The organism is Photobacterium sp. GB-210, assembly GCF_003026075.1.
In the GTDB taxonomy this organism is placed as follows: Bacteria; Pseudomonadota; Gammaproteobacteria; order Enterobacterales; family Vibrionaceae; genus Photobacterium.
The window spans coordinates 145,343-160,748 of record NZ_PYNU01000001.1 but is presented as its reverse complement, the minus strand read 5'-3'; the positions used below and the strand labels follow the sequence as shown (position 1 = coordinate 160,748).

Annotated in this window: 19 protein-coding genes; 9 read left to right on the top strand and 10 right to left on the bottom strand. The window is 40.3% G+C overall.

What is annotated here, in order from left to right:
- Positions 1–31 precede the first annotated feature (31 nt).
- Complete coding sequence (ptsI, locus tag C9J38_RS00830) at positions 32–1,756, top strand: phosphoenolpyruvate-protein phosphotransferase PtsI (RefSeq protein WP_107205463.1); 1,725 nt, start codon at positions 32–34, stop codon at positions 1,754–1,756.
- A 40-nt stretch (positions 1,757–1,796) separates the two neighbouring features.
- Positions 1,797–2,306 carry a PTS glucose transporter subunit IIA gene (gene crr, locus C9J38_RS00825; protein WP_005370195.1) on the top strand — a complete coding sequence of 170 codons (510 nt, stop codon included), beginning with the start codon at positions 1,797–1,799 and terminating at the stop codon, positions 2,304–2,306.
- A gap of 122 nt (positions 2,307–2,428) precedes the next feature.
- Here crr and C9J38_RS00820 read toward each other — a convergent pair whose 3' ends face one another.
- The 3 genes from C9J38_RS00820 to C9J38_RS00810 form a co-directional block, all read right to left on the bottom strand.
- On the bottom strand, positions 2,429–3,325 hold the full coding sequence (locus C9J38_RS00820) for a Dyp-type peroxidase (protein WP_107205462.1): 897 nt from the start codon (positions 3,323–3,325) through the stop codon (positions 2,429–2,431).
- A 210-nt stretch (positions 3,326–3,535) separates the two neighbouring features.
- Positions 3,536–3,949 (bottom strand): hypothetical protein, encoded by a 414-nt coding sequence (locus tag C9J38_RS00815; protein WP_107205461.1) that lies wholly within the window; start codon positions 3,947–3,949, stop codon positions 3,536–3,538.
- 19 nt (positions 3,950–3,968) lie between these two features.
- Complete coding sequence (locus C9J38_RS00810) at positions 3,969–4,415, bottom strand: DUF2919 domain-containing protein (protein WP_107205460.1); 447 nt, start codon at positions 4,413–4,415, stop codon at positions 3,969–3,971.
- A gap of 425 nt (positions 4,416–4,840) precedes the next feature.
- Between C9J38_RS00810 and C9J38_RS00805 the strand changes: the two genes are divergently transcribed.
- The 3 genes from C9J38_RS00805 (at position 4,841) to C9J38_RS00795 (ending at position 5,943) form a co-directional block, all read left to right on the top strand.
- Positions 4,841–5,188, top strand: a complete 348-nt coding sequence (locus C9J38_RS00805) for a DUF2956 domain-containing protein (RefSeq protein WP_107205459.1) — start codon at positions 4,841–4,843, stop codon at positions 5,186–5,188.
- 14 nt (positions 5,189–5,202) lie between these two features.
- Positions 5,203–5,640, top strand: a complete 438-nt coding sequence (locus C9J38_RS00800; RefSeq protein ID WP_107205458.1) for a DUF1499 domain-containing protein — start codon at positions 5,203–5,205, stop codon at positions 5,638–5,640.
- A 69-nt stretch (positions 5,641–5,709) separates the two neighbouring features.
- Complete coding sequence (locus C9J38_RS00795; protein ID WP_107205457.1) at positions 5,710–5,943, top strand: hypothetical protein; 234 nt, start codon at positions 5,710–5,712, stop codon at positions 5,941–5,943.
- Positions 5,944–5,988: 45 nt separating this feature from the next.
- On the opposite strand, the gene C9J38_RS00790 is transcribed toward C9J38_RS00795, so the two are convergent.
- The 6 genes from C9J38_RS00790 to napF all read right to left on the bottom strand — a co-directional run bounded on the left by C9J38_RS00790 (position 5,989) and on the right by napF (position 10,591).
- Complete coding sequence (locus C9J38_RS00790) at positions 5,989–6,129, bottom strand: TIGR02808 family protein (protein WP_107205456.1); 141 nt, start codon at positions 6,127–6,129, stop codon at positions 5,989–5,991.
- A gap of 15 nt (positions 6,130–6,144) precedes the next feature.
- On the bottom strand, positions 6,145–6,720 hold the full coding sequence (locus C9J38_RS00785) for a NapC/NirT family cytochrome c (protein WP_107205455.1): 576 nt from the start codon (positions 6,718–6,720) through the stop codon (positions 6,145–6,147).
- 19 nt (positions 6,721–6,739) lie between these two features.
- Positions 6,740–7,249 carry a nitrate reductase cytochrome c-type subunit gene (locus C9J38_RS00780; protein WP_107205454.1) on the bottom strand — a complete coding sequence of 170 codons (510 nt, stop codon included), beginning with the start codon at positions 7,247–7,249 and terminating at the stop codon, positions 6,740–6,742.
- A gap of 67 nt (positions 7,250–7,316) precedes the next feature.
- Positions 7,317–9,803, bottom strand: a complete 2,487-nt coding sequence (napA, locus tag C9J38_RS00775) for a periplasmic nitrate reductase subunit alpha (RefSeq protein WP_107205453.1) — start codon at positions 9,801–9,803, stop codon at positions 7,317–7,319.
- The gene (locus C9J38_RS00770) at positions 9,800–10,072 is read right to left on the bottom strand and encodes a chaperone NapD (RefSeq protein ID WP_005370174.1); all 273 of its coding nucleotides are present in this window, start codon (positions 10,070–10,072) and stop codon (positions 9,800–9,802) included. The genes napA and C9J38_RS00770 overlap by 4 nt, the downstream gene beginning before the upstream one ends.
- 21 nt (positions 10,073–10,093) lie before the next feature.
- Positions 10,094–10,591: a ferredoxin-type protein NapF gene (gene napF / locus C9J38_RS00765; protein ID WP_199195408.1), complete on the bottom strand. Its 498-nt coding sequence runs from the start codon at positions 10,589–10,591 to the stop codon at positions 10,094–10,096.
- Between the two features lie 287 nt (positions 10,592–10,878).
- Between napF and narQ the strand changes: the two genes are divergently transcribed.
- Both narQ and C9J38_RS00755 read left to right on the top strand, forming a co-directional pair.
- Positions 10,879–12,564: a nitrate/nitrite two-component system sensor histidine kinase NarQ gene (gene narQ, locus C9J38_RS00760; RefSeq protein WP_107205451.1), complete on the top strand. Its 1,686-nt coding sequence runs from the start codon at positions 10,879–10,881 to the stop codon at positions 12,562–12,564.
- 4 nt (positions 12,565–12,568) lie between these two features.
- Entirely contained in the window at positions 12,569–13,195 is a 627-nt protein-coding gene (locus tag C9J38_RS00755) for a response regulator (RefSeq protein ID WP_107205450.1), read from the top strand.
- Positions 13,196–13,243: 48 nt separating this feature from the next.
- Here C9J38_RS00755 and C9J38_RS00750 read toward each other — a convergent pair whose 3' ends face one another.
- Positions 13,244–13,522, bottom strand: coding sequence for a helix-turn-helix domain-containing protein (locus C9J38_RS00750; RefSeq protein WP_107205449.1), 279 nt, complete (start codon positions 13,520–13,522; stop codon positions 13,244–13,246).
- A gap of 240 nt (positions 13,523–13,762) precedes the next feature.
- Between C9J38_RS00750 and C9J38_RS00745 the strand changes: the two genes are divergently transcribed.
- Positions 13,763–14,116, top strand: a complete 354-nt coding sequence (locus tag C9J38_RS00745; protein ID WP_005370164.1) for an ArsC family reductase — start codon at positions 13,763–13,765, stop codon at positions 14,114–14,116.
- Positions 14,117–14,129: 13 nt separating this feature from the next.
- On the top strand, positions 14,130–15,260 hold the full coding sequence (gene dapE / locus C9J38_RS00740; RefSeq protein ID WP_107205448.1) for a succinyl-diaminopimelate desuccinylase: 1,131 nt from the start codon (positions 14,130–14,132) through the stop codon (positions 15,258–15,260).
- Positions 15,261–15,406: the final 146 nt, after the last annotated feature.

Below are 15,406 nucleotides of genomic sequence, written 5' to 3'. Positions count from 1 at the left end.
TTTCAGTTTTTAGTTAATTTAAGGTAAGGCTATGATTTCAGGTATCTTGGCATCTCCAGGTATTGCTTTTGCTAAAGCACTACTGCTGCAAGAAGAAGAGGTTGTTCTAAATAAAACACCGATCTCTGCAGACCAAATCGATAACGAAATTCAACGTTTCTTCGACGCACGAAAGAAATCGTCTGAGCAGCTAGAAGTAATCAAAGAAAAAGCACGTGTCACCTTTGGTGAAGAGAAAGAAGCGATCTTTGAAGGTCACATCATGTTGCTTGAAGATGAGGAGCTTGAAGAAGAAATCATAGCCCTTATTAAAGATAAAATGTCTGCTGACTTTGCAATCTACTCTGTTATCGAAGAACAAGCACAAACACTTGAATCTTTAGATGATGAGTACTTAAAAGAACGTGCAAGTGATATCCGCGATATCGGTAGCCGTTTTGTTAAGAATGCATTAGGCATTAACGTAATCAACCTAAGTGCTATCAACGAAGAAGTTATCCTTGTTGCTAACGATCTTACACCGTCTGAAACAGCACAGATTAACCTTGATTATGTTCGTGGTTTTATCACTGATATCGGTGGTCGCACCTCACACACTTCAATCATGGCACGCTCGCTTGAGATCCCAGCGATTGTTGGTACAAACGATATCACATCAAAAGTTAAATCTGGCGATATGCTAGTACTTGATGCAATCAATAATCAGGTTGTAATCAATCCAACAGATGATGAATTAAACAAATTTAAAGCTATCAGCGACGCACATAAAGCAGAGCAAGAAGAACTAGCTAAGCTAAAAGATCTTCCAGCAATCACGCTTGATGGTAAGCAAGTAGAAGTTTGCGGTAACGTTGGTACAGTAAAAGACTGTGACGGCGTAAACCGTAATGGTGGTGAAGGTGTAGGTCTATACCGTACTGAATTCTTGTTCATGGATCGCGATTCTCTACCGACAGAAGAAGAGCAATACCAAGCGTACAAAGAAGTTGCAGAAGCAATGCACGGTGAGCCAGTGATTATCCGTACTATGGATATCGGTGGTGATAAAGATCTTCCATACCTAGATCTACCAAAAGAAATGAATCCATTCTTGGGTTGGCGTGCAATCCGTATCAGCCTTGACCGTCGTGAAATTTTACGTGATCAGTTCCGTGCTATTCTTCGTGCATCTGCACACGGTAAAATCCGTATCATGTTCCCGATGATTATTTCGGTTGAAGAAGTACGTACACTTAAAGCTGCAATTGAAGAGTTTAAAGTTGAATTAACGGCTGAAGGTTTAGCTTTTGATACTGACATCGAGATCGGTGTGATGGTTGAAACGCCAGCAGCTGCAGCAATTGCACACCATTTAGCGAAAGAAGTTTCTTTCTTTAGTATTGGTACCAACGACTTAACCCAGTATACTCTAGCAGTTGACCGTGGTAATGAGCTAATCTCTCACCTTTACAACCCACTATCGCCTGCTGTACTTACAGTGATCAAGCAAGTTATTGATGCTTCTCACGTTGAAGGTAAGTGGACAGGTATGTGTGGTGAGCTTGCCGGCGACGAACGTGCTACCCTACTTCTTTTAGGTATGGGTCTTGACGAATTCAGTATGAGTGCGATTTCTATCCCTCGCATCAAGAAAGTTATCCGTAACGCTAACTTTGCTGATGTAAAAGCAATGGCAGAGTATGCATTAACTCTACCAACAGCTGCTGAAATCGAAGAGCACGTAGAAAAATTCATCGCAGAAAAGACCATCTGCTAATATAGCTGCAGATAATATAACAACGCTTAGGAGCATCGATATGGGTCTGTTTGACAAATTGAAGAAACTGGTTTCTGACGACAGCAGTGAAGCTGGTGCAATTGAAATCATCGCACCACTTTCTGGCGAAATCGTTAACATCGAAGATGTGCCAGATGTCGTATTTGCTGAGAAAATTGTTGGTGATGGTATCGCTATCAAACCAGCTGGCAACAAAATGGTTGCACCAGTAAACGGTACTATTGGTAAGATCTTTGAAACGAACCACGCTTTCTCTATTGAGTCTGACGATGGCATCGAACTTTTCGTTCACTTCGGTATTGATACTGTTGAACTTAAAGGCGAAGGTTTTACTCGCATCGCTGAAGAAGGCCAAACTGTTAAAGTTGGCGACACTATCATCGAATTCGATCTTGCACTATTAGAAGAGAAAGCAAAGTCAACTCTGACTCCAGTTGTTATCTCTAACATGGACGAGATCAAAGAGCTAACTAAGCTTTCTGGCGCAGTAAACGTTGGTGAAACACCAGTACTACGCGTTAAGAAATAAGTTAAGTTCTATAACTGATAAAAAAGCGCTACTTCGGTAGCGCTTTTTGTTTATCTGAGCTTTAAAAAAGCATGCTTAAAACAGAGTTCATCGCATGCTTGTATTTATCGATTTTATAGTGATTAAAGGCTCTTTAGCATCGCCATCGATGGTGCAAAGAAGTATGCGCCAGTTACCGGTTTTGAGAAACGTAACATTTGGTCTGTTTTACCATCAGTTTCACCAAACATGCTTTCAAGCTGCGCGTCAAAGTGATGCTGACGCTGACAGTAAGCAATGAATAGTAAGCCATGATCTGATGTTACAGAGCCATATGGCAAGCTGTGGCGCAGAATCTTTAAGCCTTTACCATCTTCCTTAATATCAACGCGGCCAACGTGTGACGCAGCTGGCACATCTTCTAGTTCAATAGAATCTGGTTTCGTTCTACCAATCACTTTTTCTTGTGCTTTTACGTTTAGACGATGCCATGCTGGTAGGTTATGAACATAACGCTGTACCATTACATAGCTACCACCCGCAAACTCACCTTCAGCAATAACACCCACATTAGCACGATCTTCTGCTGTTTGTGGATTCTCTGTGCCGTCAATGAAATCTGTCATGTCACGGTGGTCAAGGTATTGGAAACCATAGGTTTCATCTAACACTTCTACGTCTTGAGACAATTTTTCTAAGAAAACGCGAAACGCATAAAAGTTAAGATCATGGCGATTAGAATGGATATGCAGTAAGACATCCCCCCCTGTTGCTGGCGCAATAGTCTCACCTTCACCTAACTGACGAAACTCTGTTAATTCAGCTGGGCTTTGTTGACCTAAAGACTCCCAAAATGCCTTACCGAAGGCAACACTTGCATGTAACTTTGCGTCTTGCTGCTCAGTATTGAGATCCGCAAGTAACTGATGAATTGACTGGCATTGAGCAATAACATTTTGCTTATTACCTACAACATTCATCACCACATAAAGGGCAAAGGCGCCACGATCTGGAACGATTGCTGGTTGGGCAATACTCATAGGTGTCTTCTCCTAACAGGATGTTTAGTCAAAAATGAAAAGTAATTATAACGATATAAAGACGTAAATCACTTGATCTTAATACATTAGTAGAAAGTTTTACTCTTATCCCAACGATATAGGACATTTTGATACCGACTTAATACTAAAACGCCTTCTAAAAAGAAGGCGTTATTAAGAAGAAAAAGATCAACTATCGATGTTAATACATTATGCCGTCATTATTTCAATTTGAAGTTTAACGCGCTCTTCTAAGTCGGTATTTTCACTTTCAAATAATACTGGCATATTAAGCCCAGTAGACAAAGTTTTGGCTAAAATAGTACGCCAACCACCATCATCTAATCGCTCTTGGATCTGAAAAGCAATTTTCACTTCATCTGGAGAAACATCAAGTAGTTGAGCACGACCAATCACTTCACGACACAAGTTATGTTTACTTTGACTTAAGCCATTAAAAAATATCGTTTCTTCACCAGGCACTAATGATAATGAGGTATTCACTGTATGCTTCGAATGACAGTAACTGCTCAATTCAAAGCTAACATCAAGTAACCAATCAGCCATCGCTAACGGGCTCAGTAACGTGCTTAACAGCAATTGTCCTCGACTAAAATCATTCATTACAGCTCCCCTTTACAGGCTAGTCTGCAAATATATCTTTAACTCGAGAGCTTCTTAGAAGGTACAACCCAAGCCATGCTGTTAACAGTAATGTGGTTGCCCGTATCCAGCTAAACTCACCATGACTGATAACCAAATGATATATTTGCATTAAAAAATCAAAACTATATGCAGCAAGTAACACTCTTTTCCCTTGCCGCCACAGAAAATGTATTAATTTATTATTTTTATTTCGTTGACCTGATAACCACATCAATAATATTGCGGGACTACCTATTGCCATACCTATATATAAAACATCTCTTATTGGATAAATAAGCTCAAGTAATTCACCGCCTTGAGTACGGCTAACCCCCGCCATAACAAACACTAACCAAGCTTTGGCGTTAAATAGCAAGACGAACCACAACACGGTATTAATTTTTAATTGTCCATGCTGATCATAAGCATCTATCGGATATAACAAGCCATTTCCCTCAAATAGGTATCCAATGAAATTCAGATCAGAGCTTAATAAACTTCTCTATGGTTCACAAACGACTCTAATCTATTCATTTAGATTTTGAACAACAAGGATAAAGTTTTGTGCTGAACCGCACTTTTCCATTTTTTATATTGCCGTTATCGTCACACTTTTTGATCTAAAAAAAACAAAAACACTGTTTTTTAAACATAGATCACAGACAGTAAAAGGTATATACAAATACCTAAAAAACATAAAGTTACACATTAAAAACACCGTTAACAAACCCTTTACCTATTTCTGAAAATTTCCTACACAATCAGTAAGATAGTCCATTACCTTTTCCGTCTATTTTATTGCTATGACATCAACTCTGTTATTTATGGGATATAATCAACGCTTAAATGTTATTTTCAGGGATCTATACCATGGCGAGTAGAAAACAACCGGCCTCTTCACCAGAAACACAAGCTGAAGCTATACGTATAGCAAAGGCCACACAGAAGGTAGGGCAAACAAAAGAGCAAACTCGACTGATTGCACAAGGCATTCAAAAAGGTATAGAGCAATATAAAAAGCAGCAAAAAGCTAAAGCTCGTGAGCAAGACAAACTGAAAAAAAAGGTTTCACGTAATAAGGCCTCTAATGATGCTAACAACGCCTCAGAAGTCATAACTAATACAACTGTTATCCACCATCAGAGTAAACTCGCTTGGGGGCTTTTAATTGCCTCATGGTTAGGGTTTATCACTTACCTACTTCTTCCGCGATTATAAAAAGGATTTACATCGTGTTACTTCGCTTTACGCTATTGCTGTTACTCTTCCTCACTGGCTGTAGCGATACAAAGACAACCTCATGGACGCGTTCAATAAATCAGCTTTGTGAAAATAAGCCCAATTGTGTCTCAACGATTGAAAAGCGTGAACAGTTTAGCGTTAAGCCTTTTCTTTTAACGGCGAAAGGTGAGCATAGCTGGGAAGAAATAAAACGGGTAGCGCTTCAGTTACCAGGTGCAAAAATAGCAGAGCAATCAGATCACTATCTTCATATTGAAGCCACCAGCAAGATTTTTCGGTTCATTGATGACTTTGAAGTCGAAAAAAAAGCACAGCAGTTACAAGTACGCTCTGCATCACGAGTTGGTTATTCTGATTTTGGTGTGAATAGGAAGCGAGTTGAAACATTCCGTAGCCAATTAATAAAGCACGAACTGATTAAACAATAAAAAACAATTTGATAATAATTCTCATTTGCATGTATATTTATAATATTATTCGAAACAGGATTAATTATCATGGATAAGACAACGTTTAAGCTCTTCACGCTATTAGGACTAAGCGTTATTCTTGGTTTACATTTTATTGAAGTCAGTACAAACGAAAGTCAGTCATTCTCTATCGCTTATTTTATGTTTGAATGGCTGCCACTTTACCTTGCTTGGGGATGTTGTTTGCGATTGGGTATCGCCAGTGGCAGCGTAATCCCCCCGCGAAAAAACAACAAAAGCCGCCCTTCTATAACGCACTAGCGCATTAAAAGGACGGCTTATTATTTCTTTATCTCGAATATTGGCTTATTCGCTAATTTTTTTATCTTTACCTAGCGAAAGTAGCCAAATACAAATAGCTGCGACTACAGCAAACCCAGATAGAACAATCACCGGCATGGCTGCGTAACCGAGTATATGCCAAATCACTGACTCTAATGTGCTCATCTTATCTCCTTAGGTTTATTGCCAACCTTCAATGTTTTTCATATCAGGCAGTTTATGTGCAATACCCTTGTGGCAATCAACGCACGTTTTATCTCCTGATGCTAATGCCGTCGAATGCAGTTTTGCACTACGAGGCGCTTGCTCTGAGAAATCCATATAATTGAATTCATGACAATTACGGCACTCTTGTGAGTTATTGTCCTTCATTCGCTTCCATTCCCGTTCTGCTAAATGCCCACGGCGATCAGCAAATTTTTCAGGAGTATCAATCGTTCCCATTAAATGGGCCACAATTTCTTTTGATGCCTGTACTTTACGCACGATCTTATCTGTCCAATTGTGAGGAACGTGACAATCCGAACAAATAGCACGGACACCAGAACGATTAGAAAAGTGGATCGTTTCTTGAATTTCTTCAACGATTGGTGCGTGACAACCAGCACAGAACTCTTCAGTGTTAGTCTTTTCCATCGCGGTATTAAATGCCCCCCAGAATAATAAGCCGCCAATAAACCCCATAAAGAGAACGAGACCTACTGCTACTTTGCTGGGTGTTTTTAAGCGTAACCAAAACGTTTTTAATAACTTCATATATCATCCCTTACTTTGGTTACTGCAATGCACTAACACGTTTGAAGTCATTCTCTACTAATGGCTTAGCATCCGCTTGTGGTACGTGACACTGCTGGCAGAAGTAACGACTTGGTGATACATCAGATAGCACCTGTCCTTCTTGCGGTGACACATAGTGCGTTACACTGATTTTGGTTGCGCCCATCTCTTTGGCATTTTTCCAGCTATGACAAGCAAGGCATTTGTTTGCGTTTAGCGACACTTCGTAATGACGGATCGTGTGTGGGATCAACGGTGGCTGATACACATAATCGTTATCAATTACACCTTGATCTTTCGGATAATGCTTCATTGGATCAGCAGGGCGTGTATCTTCTAATTCAGCAGAACCACGTAATGATTCAAGGCCACCAATACCGCCCGGATTTAATATTTCTGTTTTCGCTACGGCTTCTGATACCGGTTTAGCTGGTGTTGATTCTTCGCTTTGCACAACCCCAGCCATTAATGCACTCACCGCTAATATAACCAATAAGATTCTTTTCATGATGTTCTCCGCCAACAGGCTAATTCTGAAATGAGGCGAGTGATTGATTCACTCGCCATAGGCAGGCTTATACCTTGCTGATTTTAACTGGACATTTTTTGAAGTCTGTTTGCTTCGATAGTGGATCGGTGGCATCAAGGATCAACTTGTTCACCAAAATTCGAGCATCAAAAAACGGCACAAAAACCAAACCTTGTGGCGGGCGATTACGGCCTCGTGTTTCTACTCGACAGCGTACTTCACCTCGGCGATTAGAGATTGCGACTTCATCACCACGACGTAAACCGCGTGTTTTAGCATCTTCTGGGTGGATATAACACAGCGCATCTGGCACTGCTTTATATAATTCAGGAACACGTCGAGTCATGGTACCTGTATGCCAATGTTCTAATACTCGACCTGTACAAAGCCACATATCAAATTCAGCATCAGGTACTTCAGGTGGCGCTTCATAAGGCGCTGAAATAATCCATGCTTTACCATCAGGCTTACCATAAAAGTCCCAACCAGAACCTTTTTTTGCATAAGGATCTGAGCCTTCTTTAAAGCGCCATTGCGTTTCCTTGCCATCAACAACAGGCCAACGTAAACCGCGCACTTGGTGGTAAGTATCATACGGTGCTAAATCATGACCATGATCACGACCAAATGCCGCATATTCTTCAAACAAGCCTTTTTGAACATAGAAGCCTTGCGCTTTTGCATCATCATTTAACGGTTGGGTTTCCGTTAATGGGAATTTATCAACCTGTCCATTGCGGAATAAAATGTCATACATGGTTTTACCACGGTACGCTGGCATTTTATTAACCAACTCATTTCCCCACACTTCTTCAATAGTAAAGCGCTTCGAGAATTCCATGATCTGCCATAAGTCAGACTTAGCTTCACCTGGTGCTTCAACTTGTTGATACCAAGCTTGTGTACGGCGCTCTGCATTACCATATGCCCCTTCTTTTTCTACCCACATTGCGGTTGGTAAAATAAGATCGGATGCTTGTGCGGTAACGGTTGGGTATGGGTCGGAGCAAACAATGAAGTTTTCTGGGTTACGGTAACCCGGTAATCGCTCTTCATTAATATTAGGGCCAGCTTGCATGTTGTTATTACACATCACCCAATACGCATTTAACTTACCGTCTTTTAACATGCGATCTTGAACAACAGCATGATAACCAGGTTTAGGTGGAATAGTGCCTTCCGGTAACTTCCAGATTTTTTCAGCAATGGCTCGGTGTTTAGGATTCGCAACCACCATATCAGCAGGCAAACGGTGAGAGAACGTCCCCACTTCACGTGCTGTACCACAAGCAGATGGCTGACCCGTTAATGAAAATGGACTGTTTCCTGGGGTTGAAATTTTACCGGTTAATAAGTGCAGGTTATAAACCAAACTGTTCATCCACACACCACGGGTATGTTGGTTCATTCCCATGGTCCATAGTGACATCACCTTGGTTTTAGGATCAGCATAAAACTTCGCAAGCTCTATTAACTTTTCAGGTTTAACTCCTGACATTTCTGATGTTTTTTCAAGCGTATACTCAGCAACAGAAGCTTTGTATTCCTCAAAATTCATTGGGAAAATATCACCTGAATTCGGGTGAGCAGCTTGCTGTTGTAGTGGGTTATCGTCACGCAGACCATAACCAATATCTGTTTCAGCACGTTTAAAGTGGGTATGTTTGTTAACAAAGTCCCAATTAACCGCATCGTTTTCAATGATGTAATTAGCTATAAAGTTGGCGATGGCTAAATCGGTTTGAGGCTTAAAAATCATACCGTTATCAGCGAGTTCAAAAGAACGGTGATAATATGTAGACAGTACATTGACTTTAACATGAGGGTGACTTAAACGACGATCAGTAATGCGAGTCCATAGAATAGGGTGCATTTCTGCCATATTTGAGCCCCATAAGACGAATGCATCAGCATGTTCAAAATCATCGTAACAACCCATCGGCTCATCAATACCAAAGGTACGCATAAACGCACCAACAGCAGATGCCATACAGTGGCGTGCATTCGGATCGATATTGTTAGAACGGAAACCGGCTTTCATCATTTTTGATGCCGCATAACCTTCCATCACCGTCCATTGACCTGAACCAAACATACCTATGCCTGATGGACCATGTTTCTTTAAGGCTAATTTCCACTTTTCAGCCATGATATCGAAAGCTTGATCCCAAGAGATTGGAGTGAATTCGCCTTCTTTATCATATTTTCCATCTTTCATACGAAGCATTGGCGTTTGTAGACGATCTTTGCCGTACATGATCTTTGAAAGGAAATAACCTTTAATACAGTTAAGACCTTTATTTACTGGTGCTTTAGGATCACCTTGAGTAGCAACAACTCGACCATTTTGGGTACCCACCAAAACAGAACAACCTGTACCACAAAAACGACACGGCGCTTTATCCCATTTAATTTTTGTTTCATCAGAACTAACAATTAAATTAGTTGCTGACGCGGGTAAGGTAATACCTGCAACAGCCGCAGCTGAAGCGGCAGCATTTGCTTTAACAAATGCGCGTCTTGTCATTTTCATGAGTTGCCCTCTGGTTGCGTCTCAAAGTGCTCTATTTGGTGATACACCAAAAAAGTAATTAACACATTTTCTAAATTATTGATTTTATCTATGGTATCGGTCACGTAGCCTTGGTTTTCTGTCTCAAGTACTACAATGATTTTCCCTTCTTCACTGTCGCCCGGTATTTCGGTATTTGGCATTGCTAAGATCTGCTCTTTTATTTCTTGCAAGTGCTCAGGTTTTACATGAACCACGAGACTTGATATATGTACTTCTTGTAAAGACATACAGACCCTCTTTGATATGTACTATTGTGCGTTGTTCTCTACACAATCGATTGTTATTGCTGATACAGGACACCCAGATAAACAGGCACCACATCCAGTACAGTCTTTCTCTGTAATCGTTGGCATCGCGACTTTTCCAACCTGTAATTGAAATTTGATCGCTTGAGGTTCACACATATCACCACAGCTTCTGCATTCAATATTTTTAGATGCTATACAACTTTCATTAATCGTTGCAATGATGTCCCATGGCGATTCTAATTGCGGAAGGAACAACGGTTCAGGACACGCCTCTGCGCACTGATAACAAAAAGTGCATTCACCTTCACCTTGGCTGAAATCCACTTGAGGAAAGCCGCCATCACCTTTCACTATGATGTTTGTCTCACAATGTTCGATACAACGTTCACAACGCGAACAAAGATCGGTAAAAGTATCTGCATGATTTAGCCAAGGTAAGCGTGGAATGTTTGATGGTGTTTTGCGTGTGAATAATGAACGTCTTAAACGATCAACCATCATTACCTCTATCGTTGTACTATTTGTGTTACATGGCTGATAAAATACTCAGCAAATAACTCAAATAGCATGCATTAATAAGCTATTCATCTTTTTATACATTAATTCTAAATAATGAAATAATTGCTTAAATACCCCCTAAGGGGTAATTGGTAGGAGTTTTTGCTCTAGATCAATAAATCTAGCTGATAAAGCTCACATTAATAGCTTAATTTTCTGCATCAAAAATTAAGCTATTAATAATTTCAGGGTAAGTAACAGTAAGGATTGCTGTGAATAGGCAAAAAATGACACATTCTGTAACAACGACGATAGCGCGTTCTTTAGTGTTAATTTTGATCATTTCGATAATAACGACTGCACTTGCATTAATGACATTGGTTTCGAGTCAAAATGATGCTGAAGCTATAAATATTGCAGGTTCTTTACGCATGCAAAGCTATCGATTAGCTTTTGATGTTGAAACAGAGTCGCCTCTTTTATCTACACATATTGAACAATTTGAACACTCGCTTTATTCAGCGCCAATGAAAGAACTCTCTTACTGGTTTACCTCTTCAGAGCTCCAACAACACTACGATCACATCGTTCTGCGCTGGGCAGAGCTGCACCCGATCCTTGAAAAAGATAACAACACGGTATTTATTCAACATGTCGCCCCATTCGTCCATCGTATTAATACTTTTGTTTCTGAACTGCAAAAATCATCAGAACTTAAAATCCAACGACTCGCTATTATTGGCGCCATAGGCCTTAGTCTGATTTCTCTTATCATCTTCTACACTATTCGTTATACACGCCAACAAGTTGTCGCACCTTTAAATGATCTTGTTGATGCTTGTAAGCAAGTAAAGCGTAAAGATTTTCGATTGGATTTATTAAATAATAGCAATAATGAACTAGGTATTCTTGCCCATACCTTTAGTAGAATGTCATCAGATCTTGAACAGCTTTATCAAGGCTTAGAGCGCAGTGTCAATGAAAAAACCCACCGCTTACGTCATGCAAACGAATCACTCCAAGTGCTTTATAATTGCTCACAACAACTTTCTGTTAGCCATTTAACCCGAGAACAATTTACCAACATGCTTGAAACCATGATTGCTATAGATGGCTTAATTGGTACAAAACTGATCATTGCAGAGCCAAATGGCAGCACATCAGAAATTCAAGTGGGTCAACAAGCAGGTCAACATTGGCAATATAACGAATTGTATATCGATGGTGAATTAATGGGACAACTTTGGTGGCAGTACACTTTACCTTGTCCTGATAAGGCATTAATTAATAATATCTCTCAGATCCTTGCTCGCGCTATCTATTACAACCGCGCTCAAAAACAAGCGGAATATTTATTGATAATGGAAGAGCGCGCGACCATTGCCCGTGAACTCCATGATTCATTGGCACAATCGCTCTCCTATTTGAAAATTCAATTAGCCTTATTAAAAAGAAAACTCAATCAAAGCGATCAAAATGAAAGTACCCATCAAACTGTCCATGATATTGAAGAAGAGTTAAGTAACGCTTATACCCAACTGCGCGAATTACTCAGTACATTTCGGTTGATGATTAAAGATGCCAATTTTGGTGAAGCCTTAAATCAAATGTTAGAACCATTAGAAGAGCAAACCGATGCACTCTTAATTATAGATAATCAAATATCATCAATGGCGTTAGATGCCCATAACCAGGTTCACCTGTTACAAATTATTCGAGAAGCAGTATTAAATGCGATTAAACATGCAGACGCCGATGAGATTATCGTAAACTGCCAACAAACCGATCAACATATTGATGTCATGATCATCGATGACGGTAGAGGATTCGACCTTAACGAGAGTAAACGTGATCATTACGGTTTAAGTATTATGCAAGAGCGCGCATCACGGCTACAAGGTGAATTAAAAATACAATCGGGAATCAATCAAGGCTGCACTATCTGCCTTCTATTTCCATTACAAAAAGGATAACACGATGACATGCTGGAAAGTTATGATTGTAGATGATCACCCTCTCATGCGTCGAGGGATAAGCCAACTATTAAGTATTGAATCAGACTTCCAATTAGTAGGTGAAGCCAGCAATGGTAATGATGCTATCGCACTCGCCCATGAAAAATCACCAGATTTGATCTTACTCGATTTAAATATGAAGGGATTGTCCGGTCTTGATACGCTAATAGCGATGCGTGATGAAGGAATACTTGCCTGTATTGTTATATTAACTGTCTCTGATAGTCGAAGCGATATTAAAACAGTACTCAATGCTGGCGCTGACGGTTATTTACTCAAAGATACTGAGCCTGATGAATTAATCGAACAACTAAAATCAGCGTTATGTGGTGGTAAAGCCTATAGTGATATCGTAAAAGAGTGCCTTGATTCACCACATACCCCTACGAATATTTTGTCTCAATTAACAGACCGTGAGACGCAAATATTACAAGAAGTGGCAAAAGGTCAACGTAATCGCCAAATAGCCGAACAGCTTTTTATCTCAGAAGCGACGGTTAAAGTTCATATGAAAAGTTTACTCAAAAAGCTACAAGTAAAATCCCGTACAGCCGCCACTATTTTATACCTTGAAGCCCAAGGCCAGTAATATCCTATTAAAAACGCATAACACGTAACGTCTTATGCGTTTTAATTTTTAGGATAACGCCGCTAATAAGTAGGGTTCTTTTTCTTTGATCCATTCCAAATCAAATGGCCCCCAATCACTCAGCGTATAGTAACCATCATTATGACGACGCCCATCTTGAATGAAAGCAAGCTCAATACCGATGCTAGGTAGCGCTTTTAATACATCTTGAATAGTGCGACGCGGCCAGCCTGTTTGCTCAACCAAACGAGGGACATTAGGTCTCTCTGTATTTTCTACTAACAATGCTAAATAAAGTCGACGGGCAAAAACCGGATTCAGTTCCATTGAGGCCTCCATAAAATATTCCACATATTATTAAGCAGTGGAAAATATTTATGTTGAGTTTGATCAAGCCCGCTTTATCTTTACTTCTATTAAATAGAAAAATAAAAAAGCATTATTGTTTTTGTTAACAATACCGTTCTCAATCTCTTACAATCAGCTCACAAACAACAACACTTGCGGTCATTGTGTAATCTCGTTATAAAAGACTATCCATTAAAATATAATCAAGTCAGATCTTTTATGAGTACTACAGCCTACGGCATCAAAAACTGCGACACTATCAAGAAAATGAAAAAGTGGTTAGAAGCAGAAAATATCGAATACACTTTCCATGATTACCGTGTTGATGGCTTAGATCGCGCTCAACTCGAAACGTTTGAAACAGCACTTGGTTGGGAAGCCATGCTTAATAAACGTGGAACGACTTACCGTCAACTGACTGATGAGCAAAAAAATAGCTTAAACCGCGACAATGCCTTAGCCCTAATGTTAGAGCAACCAGCAATGATCAAACGTCCGCTATTAGTACACAATGATGCGTACTACTTAGGTTTTAAACCTGCTCAATACCAAGAAATTTTCCATCAACAATAACAAGGATACAAGGATGTCTGATAGCCCAGTTATTGCGCTTGCTAAAGATTTAATGAGTCGCCCATCTGTTACTCCTGAAGATGCAGGCTGCCAAGATGTAATGATCGCTCGTCTTGAGCAATTAGGCTTTATTATCGAAACCATGGTATTTGAAGATACCACCAACCTTTGGGCTCGCCGTGGTACCCAAGCTCCACTGTTTGTTTTCGCTGGTCACACCGATGTGGTACCGTCAGGTCCAGTAGAGCAATGGCACACGCCACCGTTTGAACCAACGATTATCGATGGCTACCTTCACGGCCGTGGCGCCGCTGATATGAAAGGCTCTCTAGCATGTATGATTGTTGCCATTGAGCGTTTCATCGCAGAAAACCCAGATCACAAAGGCTCAATTGCCCTGCTCATCACCTCTGATGAAGAAGGGCCATTTATCAATGGTACAACCCGTGTAGTTGATACCCTTGAAGCCCGTAATGAAAAAATCGATATGTGTATTGTCGGTGAGCCTTCAAGTACTCACCACGTTGGAGACGTTGTTAAAAACGGACGTCGTGGCTCAATTACCGGTGATTTAACCGTAAAAGGTATTCAAGGGCACGTTGCCTATCCACACCTTGCCAATAATCCCATTCACAAAGCATTACCAGCCCTCGCTGAGCTTGCTGCCACCACATGGGATAACGGCAATGCATATTTCCCACCGACCAGTTTCCAGATCCCAAATGTTGCCGCAGGCACGGGCGCATCGAATGTGATCCCTGGAGAATTTGAAGTGCAATTTAACTTCCGCTTTAGTACTGAATTAACGGATGAAGAAATAAAGCGTCGTGTACATTCAGTATTAGATGCCCATGGTTTAGATTACGACTTAAAATGGACATTAAGCGGTCATCCATTCCTTACCGATAAAGGTACGCTAGTCGAAGCGGTTGTTGCAGCGATTGAAGAAGTAAACCACCAGCAACCTGAACTTCTTACTACCGGTGGTACATCGGATGGTCGATTTATCGCTCGTACCGGTGCGCAAGTGGTTGAGTTAGGCCCTGTAAATGCCACTATTCACAAAGTGAATGAGTGTGTAAAAGTCGCAGATCTTGAAAAGCTAACCGACATGTACCAAAAAGTATTAGAAAAAGCACTGTAATAACAAACGCATTCAATACTCAAAGCAGCTAACGTATTGCACGTAAGAAGTGAAATATGTGGCTGCTTTTTTATTGCCATTAATGACTAATATATAAGCTAAATGATCGATAAAAGTGTTATCCTGAAAATACTCTATCACTAAAT

Coding starts and splice junctions, on each gene's coding strand:
- ptsI (WP_107205463.1), top strand. CDS start 32: ATGATTTCAGGTATCTTGGCATCTCCAGGTATTGCTTTTGCTAAAGCA.
- crr (WP_005370195.1), top strand. CDS start 1,797: ATGGGTCTGTTTGACAAATTGAAGAAACTGGTTTCTGACGACAGCAGT.
- C9J38_RS00820 (WP_107205462.1), bottom strand. CDS start 3,325: ATGAGTATTGCCCAACCAGCAATCGTTCCAGATCGTGGCGCCTTTGCC.
- C9J38_RS00815 (WP_107205461.1), bottom strand. CDS start 3,949: ATGAATGATTTTAGTCGAGGACAATTGCTGTTAAGCACGTTACTGAGC.
- C9J38_RS00805 (WP_107205459.1), top strand. CDS start 4,841: ATGGCGAGTAGAAAACAACCGGCCTCTTCACCAGAAACACAAGCTGAA.
- C9J38_RS00795 (WP_107205457.1), top strand. CDS start 5,710: ATGGATAAGACAACGTTTAAGCTCTTCACGCTATTAGGACTAAGCGTT.
- C9J38_RS00790 (WP_107205456.1), bottom strand. CDS start 6,129: ATGAGCACATTAGAGTCAGTGATTTGGCATATACTCGGTTACGCAGCC.
- C9J38_RS00785 (WP_107205455.1), bottom strand. CDS start 6,720: ATGAAGTTATTAAAAACGTTTTGGTTACGCTTAAAAACACCCAGCAAA.
- C9J38_RS00780 (WP_107205454.1), bottom strand. CDS start 7,249: ATGAAAAGAATCTTATTGGTTATATTAGCGGTGAGTGCATTAATGGCT.
- napA (WP_107205453.1), bottom strand. CDS start 9,803: ATGAAAATGACAAGACGCGCATTTGTTAAAGCAAATGCTGCCGCTTCA.
- C9J38_RS00770 (WP_005370174.1), bottom strand. CDS start 10,072: ATGTCTTTACAAGAAGTACATATATCAAGTCTCGTGGTTCATGTAAAA.
- napF (WP_199195408.1), bottom strand. CDS start 10,591: ATGGTTGATCGTTTAAGACGTTCATTATTCACACGCAAAACACCATCA.
- narQ (WP_107205451.1), top strand. CDS start 10,879: ATGACACATTCTGTAACAACGACGATAGCGCGTTCTTTAGTGTTAATT.
- C9J38_RS00755 (WP_107205450.1), top strand. CDS start 12,569: ATGACATGCTGGAAAGTTATGATTGTAGATGATCACCCTCTCATGCGT.
- C9J38_RS00750 (WP_107205449.1), bottom strand. CDS start 13,522: ATGGAACTGAATCCGGTTTTTGCCCGTCGACTTTATTTAGCATTGTTA.
- C9J38_RS00745 (WP_005370164.1), top strand. CDS start 13,763: ATGAGTACTACAGCCTACGGCATCAAAAACTGCGACACTATCAAGAAA.
- dapE (WP_107205448.1), top strand. CDS start 14,130: ATGTCTGATAGCCCAGTTATTGCGCTTGCTAAAGATTTAATGAGTCGC.